This window comes from Neptuniibacter sp. UBA6509 (genome assembly GCA_002435145.1).
In the GTDB taxonomy this organism is placed as follows: Bacteria; Pseudomonadota; Gammaproteobacteria; order Pseudomonadales; family Balneatricaceae; genus Neptuniibacter.
The window spans coordinates 1-21,017 of record DJLT01000009.1 but is presented as its reverse complement, the minus strand read 5'-3'; the positions used below and the strand labels follow the sequence as shown (position 1 = coordinate 21,017).

The 21,017-nt window shown below is 42.8% G+C and carries 17 protein-coding genes; 6 read left to right on the top strand and 11 right to left on the bottom strand.

Going from position 1 to position 21,017, the window contains the following annotated elements:
• Positions 1 to 88: 88 nt before the first annotated feature.
• Together B4K11_RS01395 and B4K11_RS01390 are read right to left on the bottom strand one after the other, a co-directional pair.
• Positions 89 to 1,975: a hybrid-cluster NAD(P)-dependent oxidoreductase gene (locus tag B4K11_RS01395; RefSeq protein WP_292954259.1), complete on the bottom strand. Its 1,887-nt coding sequence runs from the start codon at positions 1,973 to 1,975 to the stop codon at positions 89 to 91.
• A gap of 11 nt (positions 1,976 to 1,986) precedes the next feature.
• Positions 1,987 to 2,274: a hypothetical protein gene (locus B4K11_RS01390; RefSeq protein ID WP_292954256.1), complete on the bottom strand. Its 288-nt coding sequence runs from the start codon at positions 2,272 to 2,274 to the stop codon at positions 1,987 to 1,989.
• A gap of 164 nt (positions 2,275 to 2,438) precedes the next feature.
• Here B4K11_RS01390 and B4K11_RS01385 point away from each other — a divergent pair, with 164 nt between their 5' ends.
• From B4K11_RS01385 to ybaK, 4 genes are all read left to right on the top strand, one after another.
• Positions 2,439 to 2,675, top strand: a complete 237-nt coding sequence (locus B4K11_RS01385) for a DUF3820 family protein (protein WP_292954253.1) — start codon at positions 2,439 to 2,441, stop codon at positions 2,673 to 2,675.
• Between the two features lie 43 nt (positions 2,676 to 2,718).
• Entirely contained in the window at positions 2,719 to 3,249 is a 531-nt protein-coding gene (locus B4K11_RS01380; RefSeq protein WP_292954250.1) for a BPSL1445 family SYLF domain-containing lipoprotein, read from the top strand.
• Between the two features lie 5 nt (positions 3,250 to 3,254).
• Positions 3,255 to 3,821, top strand: a complete 567-nt coding sequence (locus tag B4K11_RS01375) for a hypothetical protein (protein ID WP_292954248.1) — start codon at positions 3,255 to 3,257, stop codon at positions 3,819 to 3,821.
• A gap of 104 nt (positions 3,822 to 3,925) precedes the next feature.
• Complete coding sequence (gene ybaK / locus B4K11_RS01370) at positions 3,926 to 4,402, top strand: Cys-tRNA(Pro) deacylase (protein WP_292954245.1); 477 nt, start codon at positions 3,926 to 3,928, stop codon at positions 4,400 to 4,402.
• Here ybaK and B4K11_RS01365 read toward each other — a convergent pair.
• Both B4K11_RS01365 and B4K11_RS01360 read right to left on the bottom strand, forming a co-directional pair.
• Positions 4,386 to 7,052 (bottom strand): EAL domain-containing protein, encoded by a 2,667-nt coding sequence (locus tag B4K11_RS01365; RefSeq protein WP_292959195.1) that lies wholly within the window; start codon positions 7,050 to 7,052, stop codon positions 4,386 to 4,388. The two genes, ybaK and B4K11_RS01365, sit on opposite strands and share 17 nt — an antisense overlap.
• A gap of 626 nt (positions 7,053 to 7,678) precedes the next feature.
• Positions 7,679 to 8,734, bottom strand: coding sequence for a DUF3549 family protein (locus tag B4K11_RS01360; RefSeq protein WP_292954236.1), 1,056 nt, complete (start codon positions 8,732 to 8,734; stop codon positions 7,679 to 7,681).
• Between the two features lie 182 nt (positions 8,735 to 8,916).
• Here B4K11_RS01360 and B4K11_RS01355 point away from each other — a divergent pair, with 182 nt between their 5' ends.
• Complete coding sequence (locus B4K11_RS01355; protein WP_292954233.1) at positions 8,917 to 9,786, top strand: methylated-DNA--[protein]-cysteine S-methyltransferase; 870 nt, start codon at positions 8,917 to 8,919, stop codon at positions 9,784 to 9,786.
• 26 nt (positions 9,787 to 9,812) lie between these two features.
• On the opposite strand, the gene B4K11_RS01350 is transcribed toward B4K11_RS01355, so the two are convergent.
• From B4K11_RS01350 to B4K11_RS01320, 7 genes are all read right to left on the bottom strand, one after another.
• On the bottom strand, positions 9,813 to 10,058 hold the full coding sequence (locus B4K11_RS01350; protein ID WP_292954230.1) for a hypothetical protein: 246 nt from the start codon (positions 10,056 to 10,058) through the stop codon (positions 9,813 to 9,815).
• Positions 10,055 to 13,201 (bottom strand): efflux RND transporter permease subunit, encoded by a 3,147-nt coding sequence (locus tag B4K11_RS01345; protein ID WP_292954227.1) that lies wholly within the window; start codon positions 13,199 to 13,201, stop codon positions 10,055 to 10,057. The genes B4K11_RS01350 and B4K11_RS01345 overlap by 4 nt, the downstream gene beginning before the upstream one ends.
• 3 nt (positions 13,202 to 13,204) lie before the next feature.
• Positions 13,205 to 14,293, bottom strand: coding sequence for an efflux RND transporter periplasmic adaptor subunit (locus B4K11_RS01340; protein WP_292954224.1), 1,089 nt, complete (start codon positions 14,291 to 14,293; stop codon positions 13,205 to 13,207).
• Between the two features lie 227 nt (positions 14,294 to 14,520).
• Positions 14,521 to 15,819: a TolC family outer membrane protein gene (locus B4K11_RS01335; protein WP_292954221.1), complete on the bottom strand. Its 1,299-nt coding sequence runs from the start codon at positions 15,817 to 15,819 to the stop codon at positions 14,521 to 14,523.
• Positions 15,819 to 18,881: an efflux RND transporter permease subunit gene (locus B4K11_RS01330; RefSeq protein WP_292954218.1), complete on the bottom strand. Its 3,063-nt coding sequence runs from the start codon at positions 18,879 to 18,881 to the stop codon at positions 15,819 to 15,821. The genes B4K11_RS01335 and B4K11_RS01330 overlap by 1 nt, the downstream gene beginning before the upstream one ends.
• A gap of 3 nt (positions 18,882 to 18,884) precedes the next feature.
• Positions 18,885 to 19,946: an efflux RND transporter periplasmic adaptor subunit gene (locus B4K11_RS01325; protein ID WP_292954215.1), complete on the bottom strand. Its 1,062-nt coding sequence runs from the start codon at positions 19,944 to 19,946 to the stop codon at positions 18,885 to 18,887.
• Positions 19,947 to 20,184: 238 nt separating this feature from the next.
• Positions 20,185 to 20,517, bottom strand: a complete 333-nt coding sequence (locus B4K11_RS01320; protein WP_292954212.1) for a HopJ type III effector protein — start codon at positions 20,515 to 20,517, stop codon at positions 20,185 to 20,187.
• A 194-nt stretch (positions 20,518 to 20,711) separates the two neighbouring features.
• Between B4K11_RS01320 and B4K11_RS01315 the strand changes: the two genes are divergently transcribed.
• Positions 20,712 to 20,969 (top strand): hypothetical protein, encoded by a 258-nt coding sequence (locus B4K11_RS01315; protein WP_292954209.1) that lies wholly within the window; start codon positions 20,712 to 20,714, stop codon positions 20,967 to 20,969.
• The last annotated feature ends 48 nt before the right edge of the window (positions 20,970 to 21,017 follow it).

The following is a 21,017-nucleotide window of genomic DNA, read 5'->3' as shown; positions in this document are numbered from 1 at the left end:
TTTTTGTCTTTTTAACTGAGCCAGAGTTTTGTTAAACCAGAGCCTTATTAAACCAGAGCCTAACTGAACTCGGATTCTAGCCTATCTCTTAAAAAGATATTTCGCAGTCCGTTTCGGGTACACAGCTACAGGCTAGAATTATCCCCGCTTCTTTTTCTGCTTCACTCAACGGAATTTCGGAGCTACGGTGCATTTCTCCGGACTCTAAAGTGACTTTACAAGCCCCGCATACACCCGAACGGCATCCTGCGGGAATCGATATTCCGCTGTCTTCTGCTTGCTCCAAGAGTGTGCTTTGGTTTTCTCCTTGGAAGGAGCTTCCATTTACCGTCAGTTTAATAGTGTTTACCTCTGTTTCTAATTCAATGCCTGGTGGTTGCCCGAAGCTTTCTTCAAACCAGTTGTCTTCAGGTAAGCCTAGCTCTAGACAGAACTCTTTGGCGTGTTGCATAAATCCCTCAGGGCCACAGCAAAGCACAGCGCGTTGGGCTAGATCAGGAATAAGTTGGGCTAGCTGTACTTCATTAATACGCCCTTTGATACCTTCCCATTCTTTTTCCGGCTGACTAAGGCTAAACAGCAAATGTAATTTAGAGTTCTGCCTTGCTAGCCAGAGAAGTTCATCTTCACATATTAAGTCTGCTTCTTTACGCGCTTGATGGTAGAAAATTATATCTCGTTCGCTATGAGTATCTGTTAGCTCGCGTGCAATAGAGAGCATCGGGGTAATACCACTACCTGCTGATAGCAGTAGTACTGGTTTATCCGCGCCATTAGTTTGGTTAAATTCCCCGAGTGGAGCGAGCGCTTGAACCTTATCACCTACCTGTAGATTATCATGCAGCCAGTTTGAAACTTGTCCGTGAGTCACGCGCTTTACGGTAATGGCTATATCAGTGTCTCGGTTAGGAGATGATGAGAGGGTGTAGCATCGAGATACGGGTTGCCCATCTATTGTTAAATTTAGGGTAATAAACTGCCCGGCTAAATAATCGGCTTTATAGGTATCCGGCAGGGCAAATCTAAACGTGACGACATCGACGGTTTCTTTAATCCGAGCAATGCAGCTTAATTCTATCTCTTCTTCATTTTTCCAATGCTGGCTGGGTGATTGCTCTTTAGGGGAGAGTGTATCCGCGCTAAGTGGAGCATTGTCTAGGTACTGTTCTGGTGCTTTTGTTTCTAATACTTCGATTCGGTCAGTCTCTTTTATTTGACCTTCGTTTAGAGGGATCAGGTTTTGACCAAAATAGACTTCATTATCAAGCATTCTATAGTTAGCTAAGGTTTTTACAGGTTCACCATGAGCTACCTTGTTCAGTGTAATTGGGTCAACGGTGGTGAGAACACATCGAGAACAGGGTTTTACAATTTCGAATTCAACTTCTCCGATGCGAATTCGTTTCCAGCTATCTTCAGCAAATGCTTCGCAGTTTTTAACGACTAAATTACTGCGAAAGTGCTCCATTGTGACGGGTGCTTGGCTACGGCTATTAAGATCGGCTAAAGAGGCTTCAGATATAATTAACAGTGGATAGCCATCCGCGAAGGCGACAGGCTTATCTGGATTAGTGGCAGTGGTTCGTTGAGACTGTTCTCCAAAATAGAGAAGTTGGCAGGGGCGACCGAGCTTTTCGCTAAGCCACTCATCGAACTGAATACCGCAGTGTTGGGCGTTTATCTCTGTTCCCCAAACCGTTACTTGTCGATAGTTTTGAAACAGCTCAGGGTATCGTAACGTGAGGTGATCTCCATCAGGGGCAATAACTTCTAGGCCATCATCTTTAATGAGTGCTTGAAAATGTAGCATTTCAGGAAGTTGGCGCGCTGATATCAACTCTCCTTCAGGATCACTTAGCATGAAGCGTCGGTCAAAACATATCCCAGATTCGCTTACATATGCGGAGGATAACGAGATGCCTGCCATAGATTTAATTGGATATATGTTTATTGCACTAAGCTGGGTATCTGACACTGTATAAATCCTTAGTAGGGGAGTGTGCTGGTAATCATGTCGAGCCTGATTTTAAAGGTTTTATGCTGGCTCTTTTCTGTATTAAGCTTTTCTGTGATAACGGGCTTTGTATTAAGTTTTTCTGCAATAAGGTATTCGGCACCTTGAGTGCATTCTATATCAAGGAATCGCAGCTTTGCTGAGACTGTTTGACCCTCTTCGAGCCACGTGACTTCGTGAATCGCTTTTCGTATACAGGCTAACTCATATCCATCATGTATTTCGCAGTTCATGGGTTCATATTTTTTATCGCCAGACATATCTCTAACCCGTTATTATCTATAGATTAAGAATAATGCCTATTTTCAAAGATGAACAGAGTATCGAGATAGGTATTCAGTCAGCAATAGCGTTTGTTTTTAACGCAAGTTGTTAAACGATGCGGTTAAAGCTGTCGCCAGATAAATACTATGGAGTCTAGATCTTGGATTTAGAAAAGAAGCACCTTGTTAAACTAGCTAATATGACGATGCCGTTTGGGAAATACCAAGGCCGTGTGTTATTGGATCTGCCTGAAGAGTATCTGCTTTGGTTCGCCAAAAAGGGTTTCCCAAAAGGGGAGTTAGGCATGCTAATGGCCCTGATGCTAGAAATACAGATAAATGGCTTGGAAAGTGTGCTCCAACCTTTGCGTCAAGGACGAAGGGCTCCTAGGCTGTAATGGACAAGGAAATATTATAAATTTTAAGGATAGGTACATCTTTATGCGCGCATTGTTAAGAACATTAATTATATTAATCGCCTGTGTATCTGTGACTACCCAGGCAGCATCTAATGCTGAAATTAATGCAAAGTCCACACAAGCGCTTCAGGAGTTTTATAAACATACTTATGCGGGAAAGCAGTTGTTGCAGCAAGCAAAGGGGTATTTAGTTTTTCCTGAAGTGTTTAAGGCAGGTATTGGTATCGGTGGTGAATATGGCGAGGGTAAACTGATTGAAAATGGAAAAACTACTGGATACTACAGTATTGCGGCAGCTTCAATTGGGTTTCAATTAGGTGCTCAAGTCAAAACTGAGATTATTTTGTTTATGACGCAGGATTCACTTAATCGTTTTAAAAGGAGTGATGGCTGGGAAGCGGGTGTAGATGGAAGTGTTGCTTTGGTTACGATAGGCGCTGGTGGTGAGATTGATACCAGTACGATAAAAGATCCAGTGATTGGGTTTATTTTTTCTAACAAAGGGTTGATGTATAACCTTTCGCTAGAAGGCTCAAAAATTAGTCGGAAGTAAATGAGATGAAAAAAATAATTATTGCAGTAGCGCTTGCAGGTTTAGCACTCAATGCTTATGCGGCGAAGCCTGAGTGGGCAGGACATTCGGAAGGTAAGAAAGAGCACAAGTCGCAAGTCAAAACGGATAAAAAACTGAATAAAAAAGAAACCGCTGGGTTGTTAGGCAGCGGTGCTATTGTGAGTGAAACTGAGTCGATCTTAGAGGATATTTTCACCTCTGATGAGCGAGAGACAATTAAAAAGTTTTACAATGAAAATGCTCATTCTGGGACGGGTAAGCATAAAGGTAAAATGAAAGAGCTTCCTCATGGGTTACAGAAAAAATTAGAGCGGGGTGGTGAACTACCTCCTGGATGGCAGAAAAAATTAGCGCGAGGTGAAGTACTTGACCCTGAATTGCGTTACCAATCAAATTCCTTACCTGATGAGTTGTTGTCTCGTTTACCTAATCAGCGTGCGGCAACAGAGATTATTAAGCTGAAAGATAAAGTGATAAGAGTAGGTAAAGGTGAAGGTACAATAGTTGATATTATTGATCTTGCTGATATTTTGATTCGAACGGGTCAGTAAATTTTATACTCTTTGTTTTATTGTAGCTAAAAAGGCTTGCTGAGTTGCTTGAGGCTTCTTAGTGAGCTTTTTTTGTTTTTGAATTTTTAGATTTGGAATATTGAATGACCCCCGCAATTAATGCTGCAAAAAAAGCTAAAGTTGATCATAAAATTCATGAATACAAGCATGATCCTAAGGCCGAATCATATGGGGATGAAGCTGCGAAAGTTCTTAATATTGAGCCCTCTCAGGTTTTTAAAACGTTGTTAGTTGCTTTAAATGGAGATCAAAAGAAATTAGCTGTTGGTGTTGTTCCTGTTTCCGGTCAGCTCGATCTAAAAGCAATGGCTAGTGCACTGAAGGTAAAGAAGGTGGTGATGGCAAATCCTGAAGATGCAGAGCGTGCAACAGGTTATGTTGTTGGAGGAATTAGTCCATTAGGACAGAAGAAGCGTCTACCTTTAGTACTTGATGCTTCGGCGTCTTCATTTCAAACCATCTTTATGAGTGCAGGAAAAAGAGGTCTAGAGATTGAAATGTCATCGTTAGACCTCTTAAAGCTTACGGCCGGTGTATTGGCACCTATTGGCAAAGGTTAGCTTCTCTTTGTTGCTCAAGCTTAGTTTCAAGTAGATCTGCGCTTATAGGTTTACTGAAATAAAATCCTTGAGCATATTCACAATTTTTATTTTGTAATAACTCCATCTGTTCCTTTGTCTCAACGCCTTCAGCTATGACTTTAAGGCCTAGGCCATGGGCCATATCGATAGTGGCATTTACTAATTCTAGGTCTGCAGGATCGACAGATATATCGCTGATAAAACTGCGATCAATTTTTAGAGTATCAAATGGGTAGCTTCTTAGGTAGCTGAGAGATGAATAGCCGGTACCAAAGTCATCCATTGAGATAGAAACACCTAAATCATTGAGTTGTGCGATAGCAAGATCTACATCAGAGTGTTGTGCCATCAGTACCCCTTCAGTGATCTCTAGTTCAAAATTGCTTCCACTAATACCGTATTTGACCATTTTATCTCGAATTGCATCGACCAAGCAGGGGTCCCTGAACTGTCTTGGAGATAAGTTAACGGCAATATGAAAAGAGGGGAGTAATGATTCAATCCATTTTTGAGTTTGTTCAAGTGCTTCAGAAAGCACAAACTGACCAATCTCAACGATAAGACCTGTGTGTTCTGCAATCGGGATGAATTCACTTGGTGGAACACTGCCGAGTTCTAATGAATTCCAGCGAAGGAGCGCCTCCGCACCAATAATTTGTTGAGTATTGAGGTCTATTACCGGTTGAAAAAGCACATAGAGCTCTTTGCGGGCTAAGGCTCCATGAAGTTTATCTTCTAGCAATAACCGCCGTTCAGCTCCCAGATTCATCTCTTGTGTGAAGTAGTGACAATTGTTTCGCCCTTCCGCTTTAGAGTGATACATGGCTGCATCCGCATTACGAAGTAGCTCAGCGGGGGTGGTTCCGTCGTTAGGGTATACGGCGATGCCTATGCTCATAGTGAGTAAGATCTCACGACCATCTACAGAGAGAGATGAGCGGAACTTTTCAAGTAATTTTAAAGCGATCGGTAAGGCTTGAGATGGATCGTCCAAATCTTTTAATAAAACAATAAACTCATCGCCACCTAATCGCCCCACCGTATCGCTAATACGGATGCAGTCTTTAAGGCGATTAGCCGCTTCTACTAAGATTTTATCGCCTGTATCGTGTCCTAATGTATCGTTAACTTTCTTGAAGTCATCCATATCAAGAAACAAAACCGCCACTTGTTTCTTTGTTCTTTCTGCTTCCAGTAACATACTATCAAGACGGTTCATGGCTAGAAAACGGTTTGGAAGATCGGTCAGACTGTCAAAGTGAGCTTGATGTAGGATCTTTTCTTCTTGAGCTTTTTGCTGGGTAATATCTTGTTTTACAGCTAAGAAATGTTTTATGTTGTTTGAAGAATCAATGACGGGGGCAATGTGAGCTTCTTCCCAGAAAATTTCGCCATTTTTACGTTGATTTTGGAACTCACCACGCCAAGCGTTTCCTGCATTAAGTTGCTCCCATAGTTCATTGAAACGGCTATGGGGTGTTTTGCCCGATTTTAATATCCGAGAATTTTGACCGATAACTTCGTCTTTACTATAACCTGTAATAGTTTCGAATGAGCTATTCACATATTCAATATCGCCATTCGTTGCTGTTATCACAACAGATACAGGACTTTGTTCAATAGCTTGAGAAAGGGTGAGAATATGTTCTTCCGCTTTTCTCTTTTCTGTGATGTCTCTACTTATAGATACCAAGCCTTGAGTGTTACCGTCCATATCGTGAAAGTGTGTTTTCAGTGTTTCTAACAGCATTGCTTCATTTTTGCTGTTTGTGACCCATGTTTCATAGCTCTCTTTAGGAGATGGGCTTGCGTTTATAGTTTCATTTATCGATTGAAAAACAGGGTATTGAAGGCTGAGTTCTTGATCGGTTTTCCCTATTATCGATTGTTCTTGTAGTGAGGCATAATCTTGGAATGCTTTATTACACCCTAAGTAACGTCCTGTTTTGTCTTTAATGGTTATGTGATCAGGCAGTGCATCAATAAGCCCCCTAAGCATTCCTCGTTCTCGGTTAAGGGTCTGTCTGCTCTCATAGAGTTCATTTTCAGCTTGGCGTCTGTCTTCTTGGCGACGCAAAATTAACCCAAGTAGCATTGTGCCAATTGGATAGAAAATTAATATGGTGGGGGCGATAGCCGAAATGATTTTAAAGCGTAAATGCTCTGGCATGAATAACATCAGGCTTAGGACAATAACTTGAATCAGAAAACCTAGGGCATAAAGGCTAAACCAGTTAAGTGGTTTGTGGTATTTATCGCTGAAATGGCGCCATAGTAGTCCTGTAATCGCAGGTAGAATAATGACCGCTGAGCCGACATAGATACCTGCGCCTCCTTGATACAATCGTAGAGAGACCGCCATAACAACGGCAATGGCTGTGGGAATAACGCCAAAGAAGAGACCGCATAAACTGATTAAGACCCAGCGGGCATCAAAGAAAACTCCTGGCATGAGTTCCCAAGGAGTTAACATAACGGCAAACGCTAGAAAGCCAATCAAAATCCCAGTAATCGCATCCTTGACATACCGTGATTTGAGTTTATGTAGCCCTAGTGAGTCGTAGACAATACCCATGCCTAGAAGAAAGGCTAGGTTATTAATTAATCCAATAAAACTGGAATTTTCCATTATATCCCTATGATTTTGTGATCATAAATATGTTAATTAAATGTCCAGGCGAAATTTTAATAATGTTTAATTATTAATGCCTTATCTGTTAAAAGTAGTACAAAATGACAGTGAATCCTAATAAAAAAGACTACATCTAAAACTACGCTTCCGGCTTGCTAATTTCTAGCTAGCAGATCATGAGGTTCATGATGTGTTGCCAGTAACGGAATAATGCTAAGTCTATTAGTAATTAAATACGGCGTTAATTGATAACTTGAGCGATTTGTTTAAGTCTACTAAATATTGGTTTTCTATAAGCCGCGCTTTATAACCAGTGTGGTTGAGCTGATCTCACTTGGGAAAAATTTGGCCTGTTTTAGCGATAATCTCCCGGAAACATCACGCTGCTCAAAAATGGAATTTTCTCCTAATCTAAGCATAGGGCATTCAATTGTAGAAAAACTAAGGCAGAGTATATTCCATGTAAGTAATGTTAAATATAGTGGACTGGGGGCGCTTGAAGGAATATCTGAAGAAAGGTCATTGAAACTTGGTGGTCAGAGGGAAAGCCGGGTTTATCTGACCTGTGAATAACTTATCTTATTCACAGGCGTGTTTAGGTTTCTTGGGGCGTTTGTAACTTATTAGTTAAAGCTAGAGCCGAACATCTCACCAATGGCTTGGGTGAGTGCTTCACTGCGATCTTCGTTTCTGAACTGCATCAAAATTAGTGCACGCAGCGCGGGCATAAACATGAGATCAGACAAAATACGAGAGAAGCCAGACTGGCCGGCTTTGCCGATGGCTAACTTTTCAAGGAAAAGATTTAAAGTAGAAATTTCTTGTAGGCTTTCGTGGCAACGTGTTGCGATTGATATGATAACTTCCGGTTCAAGTGCGTAGTCACTTTCTAGAATAGAATGAATCAGCGCTTGTTTACGAGGACTGTTTTTACCATTAGAGAGTCCACGGGTGAGGGCCGCAATATGATTCGCGCTTGCAGTACCACGTTCTAGGCTTTGTTCTGCTCGTAGGCAAAGCGCGTCATAGAGTTTGTGGTCCGGTTGAATGCTTTCTAGGCATGTACAAAGCACTTCAAAAGGAACATCCGGTAGTAGTGGAATTGCAGTGGTGAGTATCTTATTGTTGTTCCCTTTCTCATGGCGAACCGTTAAATCTGCAATGCCTTGAAAGCCAAGCGATTGCCAATCATCCCAGCTGCCTTGTCCGGAAAAGTATTGCTGAGCATGTTCGAAATACTGAGAAGCGGGCTCGTTTGATGTAAGCGTTGAATAGGCATGAAACAACGCCATTTTCTCTTGATCTGGTTTAAAAGAGAATGGGTTATCTTTCAGCGCATCTTCTGGAATCTCGCCGCTTTGTTCATGCTTTAATACACCGCCGGCATTCTTTAGTAAACGTGAGAGTAGATCATCACGCACTGCCTGTATCAGAAAGCCTTGCTCATCTAATGGAAGCTTTAGAAACCAAGCTGCGCCTTGTTCTTTGTTTTTAGGGTTCCATACCATAAGCGCAACCCATGCATGCTGTAGGTACGGGTATGGATAAGGTGTTTGCTGATTCTCGATCTTCTCAAATTGTTCAACAGAGAATTTTTGTACACGTCGGCCCATATCAAAAAAGCGAAATTGGCCACCACTTTGACGTAGAAGTTCGGTAAGAGAAGATATTTCAGACATGATTTACACCTTAATAAACAGGAGCGCAATTTTACCAGTTTTGAGGTGAGTAACAATAATACCTGAGGACCAATCATGAAGTTTTGGGTTAATCAGCAAGAAACGGGTGGTGTTAGCTTAGGACAGTTCTTAAACTACTATTTTACGCTATCAGACTTATATGACCGCAGATAGGTTAATTTATGACGCAATGTGATTATTCAGAGCAGCATGTTCACTATCAGCTTATTGAGAGGGCAATTCACTATCTGTGTGAGCACGTATCAGAGCAGCCTGAATTATCAGTATTGTCTGATTATTTGGGCGTAAGTGAGCATCATCTACAGCGAATATTCAGTCGTTGGGTCGGCGTTTCTCCTAAACGTTTTACTCAGTTTTTAACTAAGGAGTATGCGAAGCAGGCACTTGCCCGGTCTCGCAGCAATTTAGATACTGCTCTTGAGATAGGCTTATCGGGTCCAGGCCGTTTACATGACCTTATGGTGAGTTGTGAGGCGATGACACCCGGTGAACTCAAATCGTTAGATTTGGTTATCTCATTTGGGTATGGACACTCACCTTTTGGTTGTACTTATATTGCTTGGACTGAGCGTGGAATTTGCCATCTTATTTTTTGCGATCAGCCTAACCATGACGATGAACAAGAACTATTTGATAGATGGAAAGGCGCGTCATTTGAGCAAAACAATCTATCTGCACAGGACTATATTGATCGAGTGTTTGTGAATAGTTCTTCTGAGAAGCCTTTTTCTGAGAAACCCATACATCTGTTGTTACAAGGAACGAACTTCCAACTGAAAGTATGGGAGGCTTTATTGGCGGTAGGTGAAGGTGAGCTAACCTCTTATTCACAGCTTGCTGAGCGTGTGGGATCTCCAAAAGCCTCAAGAGCTGTCGGCACTGCAGTCGCTTCAAATAAGATAGGCTTTTTGATCCCCTGTCACCGAGTGATACGTGAAACCGGTGAGATTGGAAACTATCGCTGGGGAGCTAAACGTAAAGCGGCGATCCAAGGCTGGGAAGCCGCACGTTTGAACAAGGCCAGAGGCTAGAGTGCTAATGTTTAGCGGCCTGGCAGTTAGTCAGTACACTCGCCTTCAATAACCCACTGTACATTTGGGTTACTGCATGCAGTACACGCGTTAGAGTAAGTTTTTTCCTGAGCTGAGGAAAGGGTGCCACAAGCCGGGCGGTAATCTCTTGTACACATCTCCGGACGTGGCTCTTCACACTTTAAGGCTGAATCAGGCAGTACGCTTTCCTGTTTACATCCCAATAGGGAAGTAGCAACTAAACTTAAAAGTATCAATTTACGTGCTTTCATACTTGAGTCTCCTCTTTGCCTGTTTGATCTATATTCGCTTTAGGTGTTCCTTTAATTTTCTCCCTTAAGGTTTGCATAGCTACGAAAAGTGCAGGGATGAAGAAAATACCAATAACGGTTGCAAATAACATCCCACCTAGCACTACAAAGCCTATTGATATTCGGCTTGATGCACCAGCGCCGCTTGCAGTGACAAGAGGAATAACACCTAGAATAAAGGAAAAAGCGGTCATTAATACCGCACGATAACGTAGATTCGCAGCTTCATTGGCGGCTTCTACAATGCTCTTACCTTGTTCACGCAGTTGTTTCGCAAACTCTACAATGAGGATTGCCGATTTACTGGCTAGGCCTATGAGCATCACCACACCTATCTGTGCATATAAGTTATTGGTGAGGCCGGGGATAAGCCAAAGCGGTAAAATTGCACCCAAAAGCGCCACGGTAATCGAGAGCATAACCGCTACAGGTATTGACCAGCTTTCATACTGGGCTACTAAAAATAGGTATGCAAAAAGAATAGCCAAAGACATGATGATAATGACGTAACCACCCGCCTCTTGTTCCTGCTGTGTACTACCTGTCCACTCCAATATATAGCCATCAGGCAATGTTTCTTTTGCTAGTTTTTCTAGCAACTTAATGCCTTCACCACTGGCAACACTTTCATTAAGCATGGCGGTCACTGCAGCGGAGCGTGCTTGATTGTAGCGTGTGAGTGTTTGTGGTCCTAAAACAGGCTTTACTTCAACCAGCGCACTGATCGGAATAAGATAACCCTGGCTACTTTTTACATTAAGGCTATTAAGATCCTCAACATTGTCTCTAAACTCTGAATCGGCCTGAAGCATCACTCGATAGTTACGCCCAAAAATGTTGAAGTCATTAACATATTGAGTACCCAGCTGTGCTTGCAGTGTACTGAATAGCTCGCTCATTGAGACTCCTAGAGAAAGGGCCTTTTCACGATCAACGACCAGTTCAAGTTGCGGCACATTGGCGGAAAAAGTCGAATAAACGCGGCTAAATTCAGGTTGTTGATTGGCTGCGAAAATAAGCGCATTTACCGCTTGTGCTAACTCTTGTGGTGTACCATTTTTGATATCTAATAGGTTAGCTTCTAAGCCCGCGGCGTTACCCAATCCAGGAATGGGTGGAGTGGGGAACGCCATAATGTTTGCCCCCGGTATCGACGCTAGCTTTTGGTTTAACTGTCGCAGAATTTTATACCACGCAAGCTCGGGGTCTTTTCGTTCATCCCAATGAGTGAGAACCGGAATAGCGAGGGCCGCGTTTGGTGCCGCACCACCTAAGATACTGAAACCTTTAATACCTATACGGTTTTCAATACCCGGTTGTTCAGCAAGAATTTGGTCGATTTGGGCGACAATTTCATCCGTACGGTTAAGTGATGCGCCATCAGGTAGCTGTACATTGATAAAAAAGGCACCGTTATCTTCATAGGGTAAAAAGCCCGTGGGTGTTGTACTAAACATATGGTACACACCACCGCCCATCGCTGCTAAAAGGCCCATGCTTAATAACAATCGGCGATTTAAAAAGGAAACTTTTGAGACGTAGCCTTTTCGTGTCCAATTAACGAGCTGGTCAAACTTTTTGAAAACACCTGTAGGTTCAGAACTTGGTTTGAGTAAAAGCGCACACAGGGCCGGGGATAGAGTTAATGCATTTAAAGAGGAGAAACATACTGCGATAGAAATGGTTACAGCAAACTCAGTGTAGAGCTTTCCTGTGATACCGGGCATAAAGGCAACAGGAACAAATACAGCGAGTAATACCAGTGTAGTGGCTATGACGGGGCCGATTACTTCTTTCATGGATAGGGCTGTTGCATCTTTTGCCGAGAGCCCTTCTTGCATATGGCGCTTTACGTTCTCGACCACCACAATTGCGTCATCAACCACAATTCCGATAGCCAATATAAGGGCGAAAAGTGAGATGGTATTGATGCTAAACCCTAATAAGGATAATACGGCAAAGGTTGCAATCAAGGAGACTGGAATTGTCGCAGACGGAATCAGGGTAGCGCGCCAATCAGCCAAGAATAAAAAGGTCACAAATACCACAAGCCCGAAAGTAATGAAGAGGGTCTCAATCACTTCCTGTAATGACGCCTTAACGGCTAATGTCGTGTCGTAAAGAACTGCATACTCTAGATCGTCAGGAAAACGATGGCTAAGGCGTTCTAATTCGGCATAAACCTGATCGGCCACATCAAGCGCGTTAGCGCCTGGGCTTTGATAGATCGCAATCGTTGCAGCAGGTTTTCCATTCATAACCGCAGAAGCACTGTAGCTTTGAGAGCCTAACTCTATGCGAGCAACATCTTTTAATCTGACGGCTGCGCCATTTCCGCCGGTGCGTAAAATTATATTTTCAAACTCTTCAACGCTCTCTAACCGGCCCTTAGCGCGCAAGTTATATTGAAACTGTTGAGTTTGCGTTAACGGTGGTTGACCAATAATGCCAACGGATGCCTGAATATTTTGCTGTTTAATTGCATTACTTACATCTGAAGGGGCAAGTTCAAGGGCTTTGAGCCGGTCTGGATCAAGCCAAACACGCATGCCGTAATTCATAGGACTAAATTGGGATGCTGAACCTACACCATTTATACGTGCGAGGGCGTCTTGTACATAGAGTGAAGCGTAGTTACTGAGAAACAGTTCATCGTATGTCCCTTCAGGTGAAAAAAGGTTAATAACCAGCAGCATATTGGTCGCTTGCTTCTTGGTGGTCACACCTTGACGAACAACTTCTTGAGGTAAGGATGATTCCGCTAAAGCAACACGGTTTTGTACGTTGATCGCTGCTTGGTCAGGATCCGTTCCTACTGCGAAGGTGATATCAAGAGTGTATCCACCATCGTTCGATGCGGAGGATGACATGTAGAGCATGTTATCCACACCATTTACTTGCGCTTCTATAGGGGTGGCGACCGCTTGTTCGACGACCTCCGCATTAGCCCCAGGATAGCTGGCTTTTACCTGCACTTTAGGTGGGGTTATATCTGGAAACTGAGCGACAGGAAGGCTGAGAATGGCGAGCCCGCCCGCAATCATCAACACAATTGAAATAACTAAGGCAAACTTAGGCCTGTTGATAAAGAAGATAGAGAACATGGGTTACTCCTCTACCGCATTAACCGGAATACCTGGTTTTACTTTTTGAAGACCTTCAGTAATAACTCGGTCTCCAACATTTAAACCCTTAAGCACTTGCCACTTACCTTCAACTTGAGGTCCCATCTCTACACGCGTTAGGTCGACACTTTGTTTGTTATTTACGACTAATACAAAATAACCGTCCCGGTCGCGCTGGACAGCGGATTGAGGAATTTGAATCCCTGTTTCAGACTGTTTACGTTTGATATCTACGTGAACAAACTCACCGGGTAGGAGAATGTAGTTGGGGTTGGGAAAGCTCGCACGTAAGGTAATTGTATCGGTATTACGGTCAACTTCAGGGGAGATAAAGTCAAAGCTGCCCGCTTGTTCATAAACGCTACCATCGGAAAGAATGAGTCGCGGCGCTACAGGTGGATTATCTAAATCAATACCTTTACGGCGTGCATCAAGCATGAGCTTTTCACTCACCGCCATTTCTACATAGATTTCATCGATTTTAACAACGGTGGCAAGTTTGCCACTTTCAGGACTGATTAAATCACCAACAGAAAATTCAGCTTTACCTATACGGCCACTAAAAGGAGAACGGATTTCAGTGTAGCTTAAGTTTAATTTTGCTTTACTTAGACCCGCATCCGCTTTTAATACCTGAGCTTTAGCTTGGTCCCGATCAGCAACAGCTTGATCAACTTGGGATTGTGAAATCGCTTTTTTCTTACGTAGCTGTACCGTGCGATTCAGGTTGGTTTGTGCATTCTTTAATCCAGCATTTGCTGATGCTAGATCCGCTTCTGCTTGTTTTAAGGCGATCTCATAATTTGCTTTTTCAATTCTAAACAGCGTTTGCCCAGCTTCTATATCACGCCCTTCAGTGAAGAGGCGCTCTTCAAGAAATCCTGATACACGAGCAAGTAAATTTACACGCTCCGTCGCTTCAATTCGCCCCACCAGTTTAAACGTAGGAGTCAGATCTGTTGTTATAACAGTGTGGACAATTACAGCCGGTAAGGGCTTATCTTCTGCCTGAACTAGGGTCGTTGTAAAAGAGAGTGTGGCGATGAGCGTTGCGATGATTAGCTGTTTCAAAATGAGCTCCTTTCGGATAACGCTCCCTGTATAAGCAAAGCTTAAAGTAGAAGAAAAGCTTTAAGTATAATGAGCAGTGATAACAAAGTTATGAACAGTTTAGCTGGGGTTCTTGAATAAGATAATAAGGGATTACCCCTAGCGCGTAATAAAAAGATTATAGATAAAAAGGGGGAGCCCCCTTTTTATCTATAGCGCGGGGCTGTTTAGGGTAAACATCCCTATGTTTATTGTTGAACCCAACTATCTAGTTCATTGATATCTTCAGGGTTTAACGTACCTAATTGTTGCTTAAATGTGATTAGGTTTTGTACAAAATTAAAGCGTGCGGTTGCGTAATCACGCTGAGATGCGTAAAGCTGTTGTTCCGCTTGGAGTACATCTACAACGTTTCGTGTCCCGACGTTATAGCCTTCTTCTGTTGCTTGAAGGGCAATCTCGCTGGATTTAGTGCTTTGTTTCAACGCATCCACACTTAAAGCGCCGGTACGAAGATCTCTAAGCAGGCTACGGGTAGATTGAGTAACCTCGCGGCGCAGATCTTCATGGTTAAACTGGCTTTGGATAAGTTTTTGTTCAAACTCGCGTGATTTTGAACTGGTTGCGCCACCGGAGAAAAGAGGCACAGATAACGTCAGCCCAATAGCGGATGTATCGGCGCCTTGGTTGCTGATTGCTGTACCGTTATCGTAATCATAGTTGGCCGTTAAGCTTAGAGTAGGATAATGGCCTGCTCTAGCAACTTGTGCCCCACGGCGTGCAGATTCTGAATTGAGATCAGAAATCTTTAGATTTAGATTCCCATTGAGTGCTTTGTCGACCCATGGTTTTGTTTGAGTGGGAACGGGCTCTTCAATTGGATAATCAGAAGAAAGTTGTCCAACAAGGTTAAAGCTTTTACCTGTGAGCCTTTCTAAGGCTTCGTAACTGTTGTCTAAATCACCTTCAGCAGAGATGCGAGCTACCCGTGCATTATCATAGGATGCTTGAGCTTCTTGTACGTCGGTGTTTGCGATAAGGCCGACATCATACTGTGCATTGACCTGATCTAGACGGCGTTTGATGGCGCGCTCTTGAGCTTCAGATGTTTGTAGGTCGCTTTTAGCCCGCAGGACACCTAGGTAGGCTTCAACTGTCCGACTAATTAACTTCTGCTGTTCTAAATCAAATTGAAGCGCTGCTTGCTGAGATAAGAGTTTGCCTTGTTTAAAGGTAAACCATGAAGCCGCATTAAACACAGGCTGCGATAAGGCCAGTGTATAGCCATGGTTATTATAATCAGCGCTATCAGTGTCGATGGCAGTTGTATTAGCGCTTAAGCTTAAATTGGGTAAGAGGGCTGCTTTACTTTGAGTTTCAATCTCTTTACCCGCATTGTATGACGCTTGAGCTGCTTTGAGTTGTGGGTCATTTGCTAATGCAAGTTGGTATATATCAGCAAGTTGTCCAGCATAGACGGTATTAAGTGCTGAAGTCGTTACGGCTAATGCTAAGCTTGAAACCTGAAATAACTGTTTGATATTCATCAAATTGCGTCCTTAACCTGTTCTGGCTGAACTTCCTTGAAAGTTCGTTTACCTAAATAACTGTACACGGTTGGAATAACGAATAATGTTAATAGTGTACCAAATGTCATTCCGCCAACAATGACCCAACCAATTTGTTGTCGTGATTCGGCCCCTGCGCCTAGAGCGATTGCTAAAGGGATTGCACCTAATACCGTAGCCCCTGTTGTCATTAGAATCGGACGTAAACGTAATGATGCTGCTTCAATAATAGCTTCTCTTAAATCTCGCCCTTGGTCTTGTAGTTGGTTCGCGAACTCTACAATCAGAATACCATGTTTAGTCACAAGTCCAACAAGGGTTATTAAGCCAATCTGGCTGTAAATACTCAAAGAACCGCCACTGTAATTTAAGGCAAACAGCGCACCAAAGATAGCAGGGGGTACCGAAAGCATAATAATCAGTGGGTTTTTAAAGCTTTCAAATTGCGCTGCAAGCACTAAAAAGACAATGACTAGCGCCAGAATGAACGTGACCTGCATGCTGCTGCTTGAAGTTTTAAATTCACGCGATGCACCGGTGTAATCGTGTGACGCTTGAGGATCAATTTCAGCTAGGCTGTTCTCAAGAAAGATCAGTGCTTCTCCTAAGCTATACCCTGGAGCTAACTGGGTTTGTATTTTTACGGCTTTCACTTTGTCGAAGTGATTGAGCTCTCTAGGGGCTACGGTCTCATTGATCTCAACTAGGTTAGATAGCTGGACCATTGAACCGTTGTCGGTGCGCATATACAGGTCAGTCAGATCACTAGGGTCTCTGCGCTGTTGCTCATCAACTTTGACGATTACATCATATTGCTCACCTTGGCGTTTGAAGCGGGTCACTTCTCGGCCGGCCATATAAGTCTCAACTGTACGCCCTAAATCAGAGACGTCCACAGCCATTTCAGAGAGTTTGTCTCTTTTGACCTCTATCTGAAATTCAGGTTTATTGAGTTTTAAGTCGGAATCGGGTTGTGCGAAGCCCTTATTGGCGTGGATCTTCGCCATTAATTGGCCTGTGACTTCTTTCAGGTCGTCATAAGTTCCATTGGTTTTCACGATAAACTCAACCGGGCGGGATATGAAGCTTTGCCCGAGAGAGGGGAGGTTGAGTGAAAAACTCATAATGCCAGGAATACCGCCGTAAAGCTTAGGCGTTTGCTCAGCTGAAATGACTTGTTGTTTCCGGTTTCGTTCCTCCCAACGATCTAAGCCCTGAAAGACCATCGCATTGGTTTCTGATGGGAATCCTACTACCGCAAAATAACGATCTGTTTCAGGAGTTTTGCTAATCGTACTTTCTATTTGGCGAGTATATCGGTCAATATAGTTTACCGTAGAACCATCGGGGGCTAAGGCAAAGTTTAATATTGTTCCACGATCCTCATACGGTGCGAGCTCTTGGGGGAGTTGTGCATAATAGAATGAGGCACCAGCGAAACTGCCCAACATGATTACAATCGCTAACATCCGTGATGATAGAAGCTTATCAAGCAGGCGTGTGTAGCCTTGAGTCATAGATTGAAGTAAGTTCTCGATAAGATTGAAAAGGGCGCTATGACGTTTTTCATGTTTCAGAAGGCGAGAAGCCATCATTGGAGAGAGTGTTAAGGCGATAAATGTAGAAACAACAACTGCACCGGCTAACGTTAGTGCAAATTCAGTAAATAGCTTGCCGGTGCGTCCCTCTGAAAATGCTACTGGCGCAAATACTGCGACAAGTACTACGGTTGTTGCTAATACGGCAAAGCCTATCTCTTTAGCGCCTTTAAACGCCGCTTGAATAGGGTTGAGTCCTGCTTCAACGTGTCTATAGATATTTTCTAACATCACTATTGCATCATCAACAACTAACCCTATTGCTAGCACAAGTGCTAATAGCGTGAGTGTATTGATGCTGAAATCCATCCAATACATCATGGCAAAGGCGCCTACCAGCGATAGAGGGATGGTTACGACTGGAATTAGAGTTGCGCGTATATTTCGCAGAAAGAAAAGCAATACTAGGGTCACAAGTATGCCAGCTTGTATCAACGTTTGATAAACTGACTTGATCGATTCATCGATAAACACTGATGAGTCGTAGGCGACTTCAACCTTCATGCCTTCGGGCAGGGTCGGTCTTACTTTTTCAAGAGTCTCGCGAATCCCGTTTGACACATCTAATGGGTTTGCTGTTGACTGTTTAACCACACCTAAGGCAACCGCACTTTCCCCTTTATATCGAGTGATTCGGCGGGAGTTTTCAGGGGCTATTTCTACTCTAGCAACATCCTGAATACGTACAGGGTAGCCTTTCTCATTTCGAATGATAAGTTGTTTAAACGCTTCTATATCATTGACATCTGTTTTTGCGAGTAGAGTAAATTCGCGCTCTTTACTCTCGATGCGTCCTGCTGGAATTTCGACATTTTGCGAGCTTAATGCAAGTTCAATATCTTTAGGAATAACTTTATATGCGGCCATGCGCGCTGGATCGAGCCATATACGCATAGAGTATTTACGCTCACCAAAAATACGCACATTTGCTACGCCTGAAACTGTTTGTAGCTGATCTTTTACCCGTAGATCTGCTATTTCAGTTACTTCCATCATGTTGTGACGATCGGAGTTAAAGGCAAGCCAAATTATAGGTTGAGCATCAGCTTCGGTTTTAGCAACAACAGGTGGGTCGATGTCATCAGGTAGTTGTCCACTTACTCGGCTGACTCTATCGCGTACATCAGCAGCTGCTGAATCGGGATCCCTATCAATCTTAAATGTGATACTTATTTGAGACTTTTCGGTACGGCTGATCGAATTCATAAAATCGATCCCCTCAATACCTGAGAGGGAGTCTTCAATAACTTGGGTGACTTGGGTTTCTATTATCGAAGAGCTGGCGCCTGGATAGGTTGTTTCTACAGTGACAACAGGAAGGTCTATTTTTGGGTATTCACGGACAGTTAACCGATCATAAGCTATGAAACCAATGAGCATGACCATAATGCTCATTACTGTCGCTAATACGGGGCGCTTGATGCTGATTTCAGAAAGAATCATTGATTACTGTTCCTTTGCATCTGCTGATTCTTTTTGTTGAGAACCGTCAACAAAAATAGGTGTCACAGGCATACCGGGAAACAGCTTTATCTGTCCGGCGGTGATAAGAATATCGTTTTCTTGTAATCCATCGGTTATCTGCACAACCCCAGGGCGTCTTTGTCCCATCGTTACAGGGACCATGACTACAGTGTTTTCTTTGGACACGGTCATGACAAAGAAGCCGCCGTCTTGAGGAATAATCGCTTGCTCAGGGATGACAACGGTTGTTTGTTGATCAACGAGTAGGGATACTTTTGCAAAGAGTCCTGGGCGAAGTGTACCAGAAGAGTTAGGGATTGAAGCGCGTACTTCTATGTTATGGGCATTACTATCGGCACTTGGGGCGATAGCGGTGACTTCGCCTTTAATAATCGAGCCGGGTAATGCGTCTACATTGATCTCAAGTTCTCTACCGATTTTGAGTTCTGATAGGTAAATTTCGGGTACTTTGAAATCTAACTTAAGAATGCTGATATCTGTAAGTTCAGCTAAGTTCTCACCTTGGCTAATATAATCGCCGGGGCTCACTAGGCGTAGACCGGTATAGCCTGTAAATGGCGCTTTGATCGTCATTTTGTCTAGTTTTGCTTGTGCTAAGGCTTCTTGTGCTTGATCCACGCGTAGCTGAGCAAGGGTGCTATCTTTTTCTTGTGCAGACCCTACTTTTTTTCGGAGTAGGCTCTTAGCTCGATCATAATCAACGCGGCTTAGTTGAACTCTTGCTTGGGCCGCTTTGAGTTCAGCGAGGTATATTGAGTTGTCCAGAACAAATAATGGGGTGCCTTTTTGAACTTTATTTCCTTCATCAAATAATATCTTATCAAGTCGCCCGCTTTGTTCTGGACGTAGCATGATCGATTCATTTGCACGTAGGTTACCAACAGCAGATATTCTTTTGTCTAAGGTTTGAGTTGATACAGTAATGACTTCTGCAGGCAAACCTTGAGCTAATGCTGGAAGAGCTATAAATGAAATGTTTAAAACCAAGACAGAAATTAGCTTACTAATGTTCATCTTGTACATGTTTTTGATCCTATCAGGAAACTTAGAGGCGAATATTGTAGTCTTATTAAGCGAAGGCTCAACAGCTTATTATGTAAAGATTTGCAACAATCTGTTCTTAAATCTTTTTTTGTTGAGTGCTTAACAGGTATTGGAGTTAAGCGTTGTACTGTTACATTGGCTGTTTGATGTGATGGAAGGAAGGGGCGTGAATGATGCTTCGATAACTTTTTCGTTACCGAAGCTTATCAATAAGCGTTTAGCTGATCGCTTTTCCTGAGAATTTAATACCTGCCCAGCCTGATTTCATAAAGTTACGAATGTTTCCGTGATCATTACCTTCAGGTGTGTTCAATACATCCTGAAAGAAACGGCCAAAACATTTTAACGTGGTTTCTTTATCTAAGTTATTTACTTGAGCAAATGCAAAAATTTTGCAGCTCCCTTCATTCTGTCCCGCATCATTATGTATATCCCCATTACTAAAGGCTGTAGGGGTATAGCTATAATTTGCTTCGATGATTTTCATCGTATCTTCGAAATCTAATGTAGTGCTTGTTGAAATTTGCTGGATGAAATCGTTCAAATTCATGGTGGATTACCTTATATAAATGCAGGTAGTGATCTTAGTGGCCTATATAAAATATGCAAGAGTTTGATTAGGGTCAGTTAAGGTTGTTATTTGCCTCAATAATAACGCCGGTTAAACGAAAAAATAGGTTCTTCGGTCTAGAATTAAAGCATAGGAAGTTGGATTTTTTTAAAGATAAAAGTGGGGATAGAAGCATGTTAACTTATAGCGAATGCTTAGAGATGAGTGGCCTAGATAGTGGTGAAGTTAATGCGATTGCTGAGCATGAACATGTTGATCCTATTATTGCGATGGCGATGGGGAAATACCTAGTAGAGCATGAAGGAAAGGATCTGATTAGAAAGATTATCTTTGATGATATAGCTAAGGCTGAACGTAATAATGACCATGCTCATGCCGATGTATTAAGGCGTGTCATGGCGCATTTCATTGCAACTCAAGATGCGCGTTAGCTTGTCTTATTTAAAAAGGGCCTAAGGGCCACTGCTGTCCCATAGTTT

Coding starts and splice junctions, on each gene's coding strand:
- B4K11_RS01375 (WP_292954248.1), top strand. CDS start 3,255: ATGAAAAAAATAATTATTGCAGTAGCGCTTGCAGGTTTAGCACTCAAT.
- B4K11_RS01315 (WP_292954209.1), top strand. CDS start 20,712: ATGTTAACTTATAGCGAATGCTTAGAGATGAGTGGCCTAGATAGTGGT.
- B4K11_RS01365 (WP_292959195.1), bottom strand. CDS start 7,052: ATGGAAAATTCCAGTTTTATTGGATTAATTAATAACCTAGCCTTTCTT.
- B4K11_RS01350 (WP_292954230.1), bottom strand. CDS start 10,058: ATGAAAGCACGTAAATTGATACTTTTAAGTTTAGTTGCTACTTCCCTA.
- B4K11_RS01345 (WP_292954227.1), bottom strand. CDS start 13,201: ATGTTCTCTATCTTCTTTATCAACAGGCCTAAGTTTGCCTTAGTTATT.
- B4K11_RS01325 (WP_292954215.1), bottom strand. CDS start 19,946: ATGTACAAGATGAACATTAGTAAGCTAATTTCTGTCTTGGTTTTAAAC.
- B4K11_RS01320 (WP_292954212.1), bottom strand. CDS start 20,517: ATGAATTTGAACGATTTCATCCAGCAAATTTCAACAAGCACTACATTA.
- B4K11_RS01380 (WP_292954250.1), top strand. CDS start 2,719: ATGCGCGCATTGTTAAGAACATTAATTATATTAATCGCCTGTGTATCT.
- B4K11_RS01330 (WP_292954218.1), bottom strand. CDS start 18,881: ATGATTCTTTCTGAAATCAGCATCAAGCGCCCCGTATTAGCGACAGTA.
- B4K11_RS01360 (WP_292954236.1), bottom strand. CDS start 8,734: ATGTCTGAAATATCTTCTCTTACCGAACTTCTACGTCAAAGTGGTGGC.
- ybaK (WP_292954245.1), top strand. CDS start 3,926: ATGACCCCCGCAATTAATGCTGCAAAAAAAGCTAAAGTTGATCATAAA.
- B4K11_RS01355 (WP_292954233.1), top strand. CDS start 8,917: ATGACGCAATGTGATTATTCAGAGCAGCATGTTCACTATCAGCTTATT.
- B4K11_RS01390 (WP_292954256.1), bottom strand. CDS start 2,274: ATGTCTGGCGATAAAAAATATGAACCCATGAACTGCGAAATACATGAT.
- B4K11_RS01335 (WP_292954221.1), bottom strand. CDS start 15,819: ATGAATATCAAACAGTTATTTCAGGTTTCAAGCTTAGCATTAGCCGTA.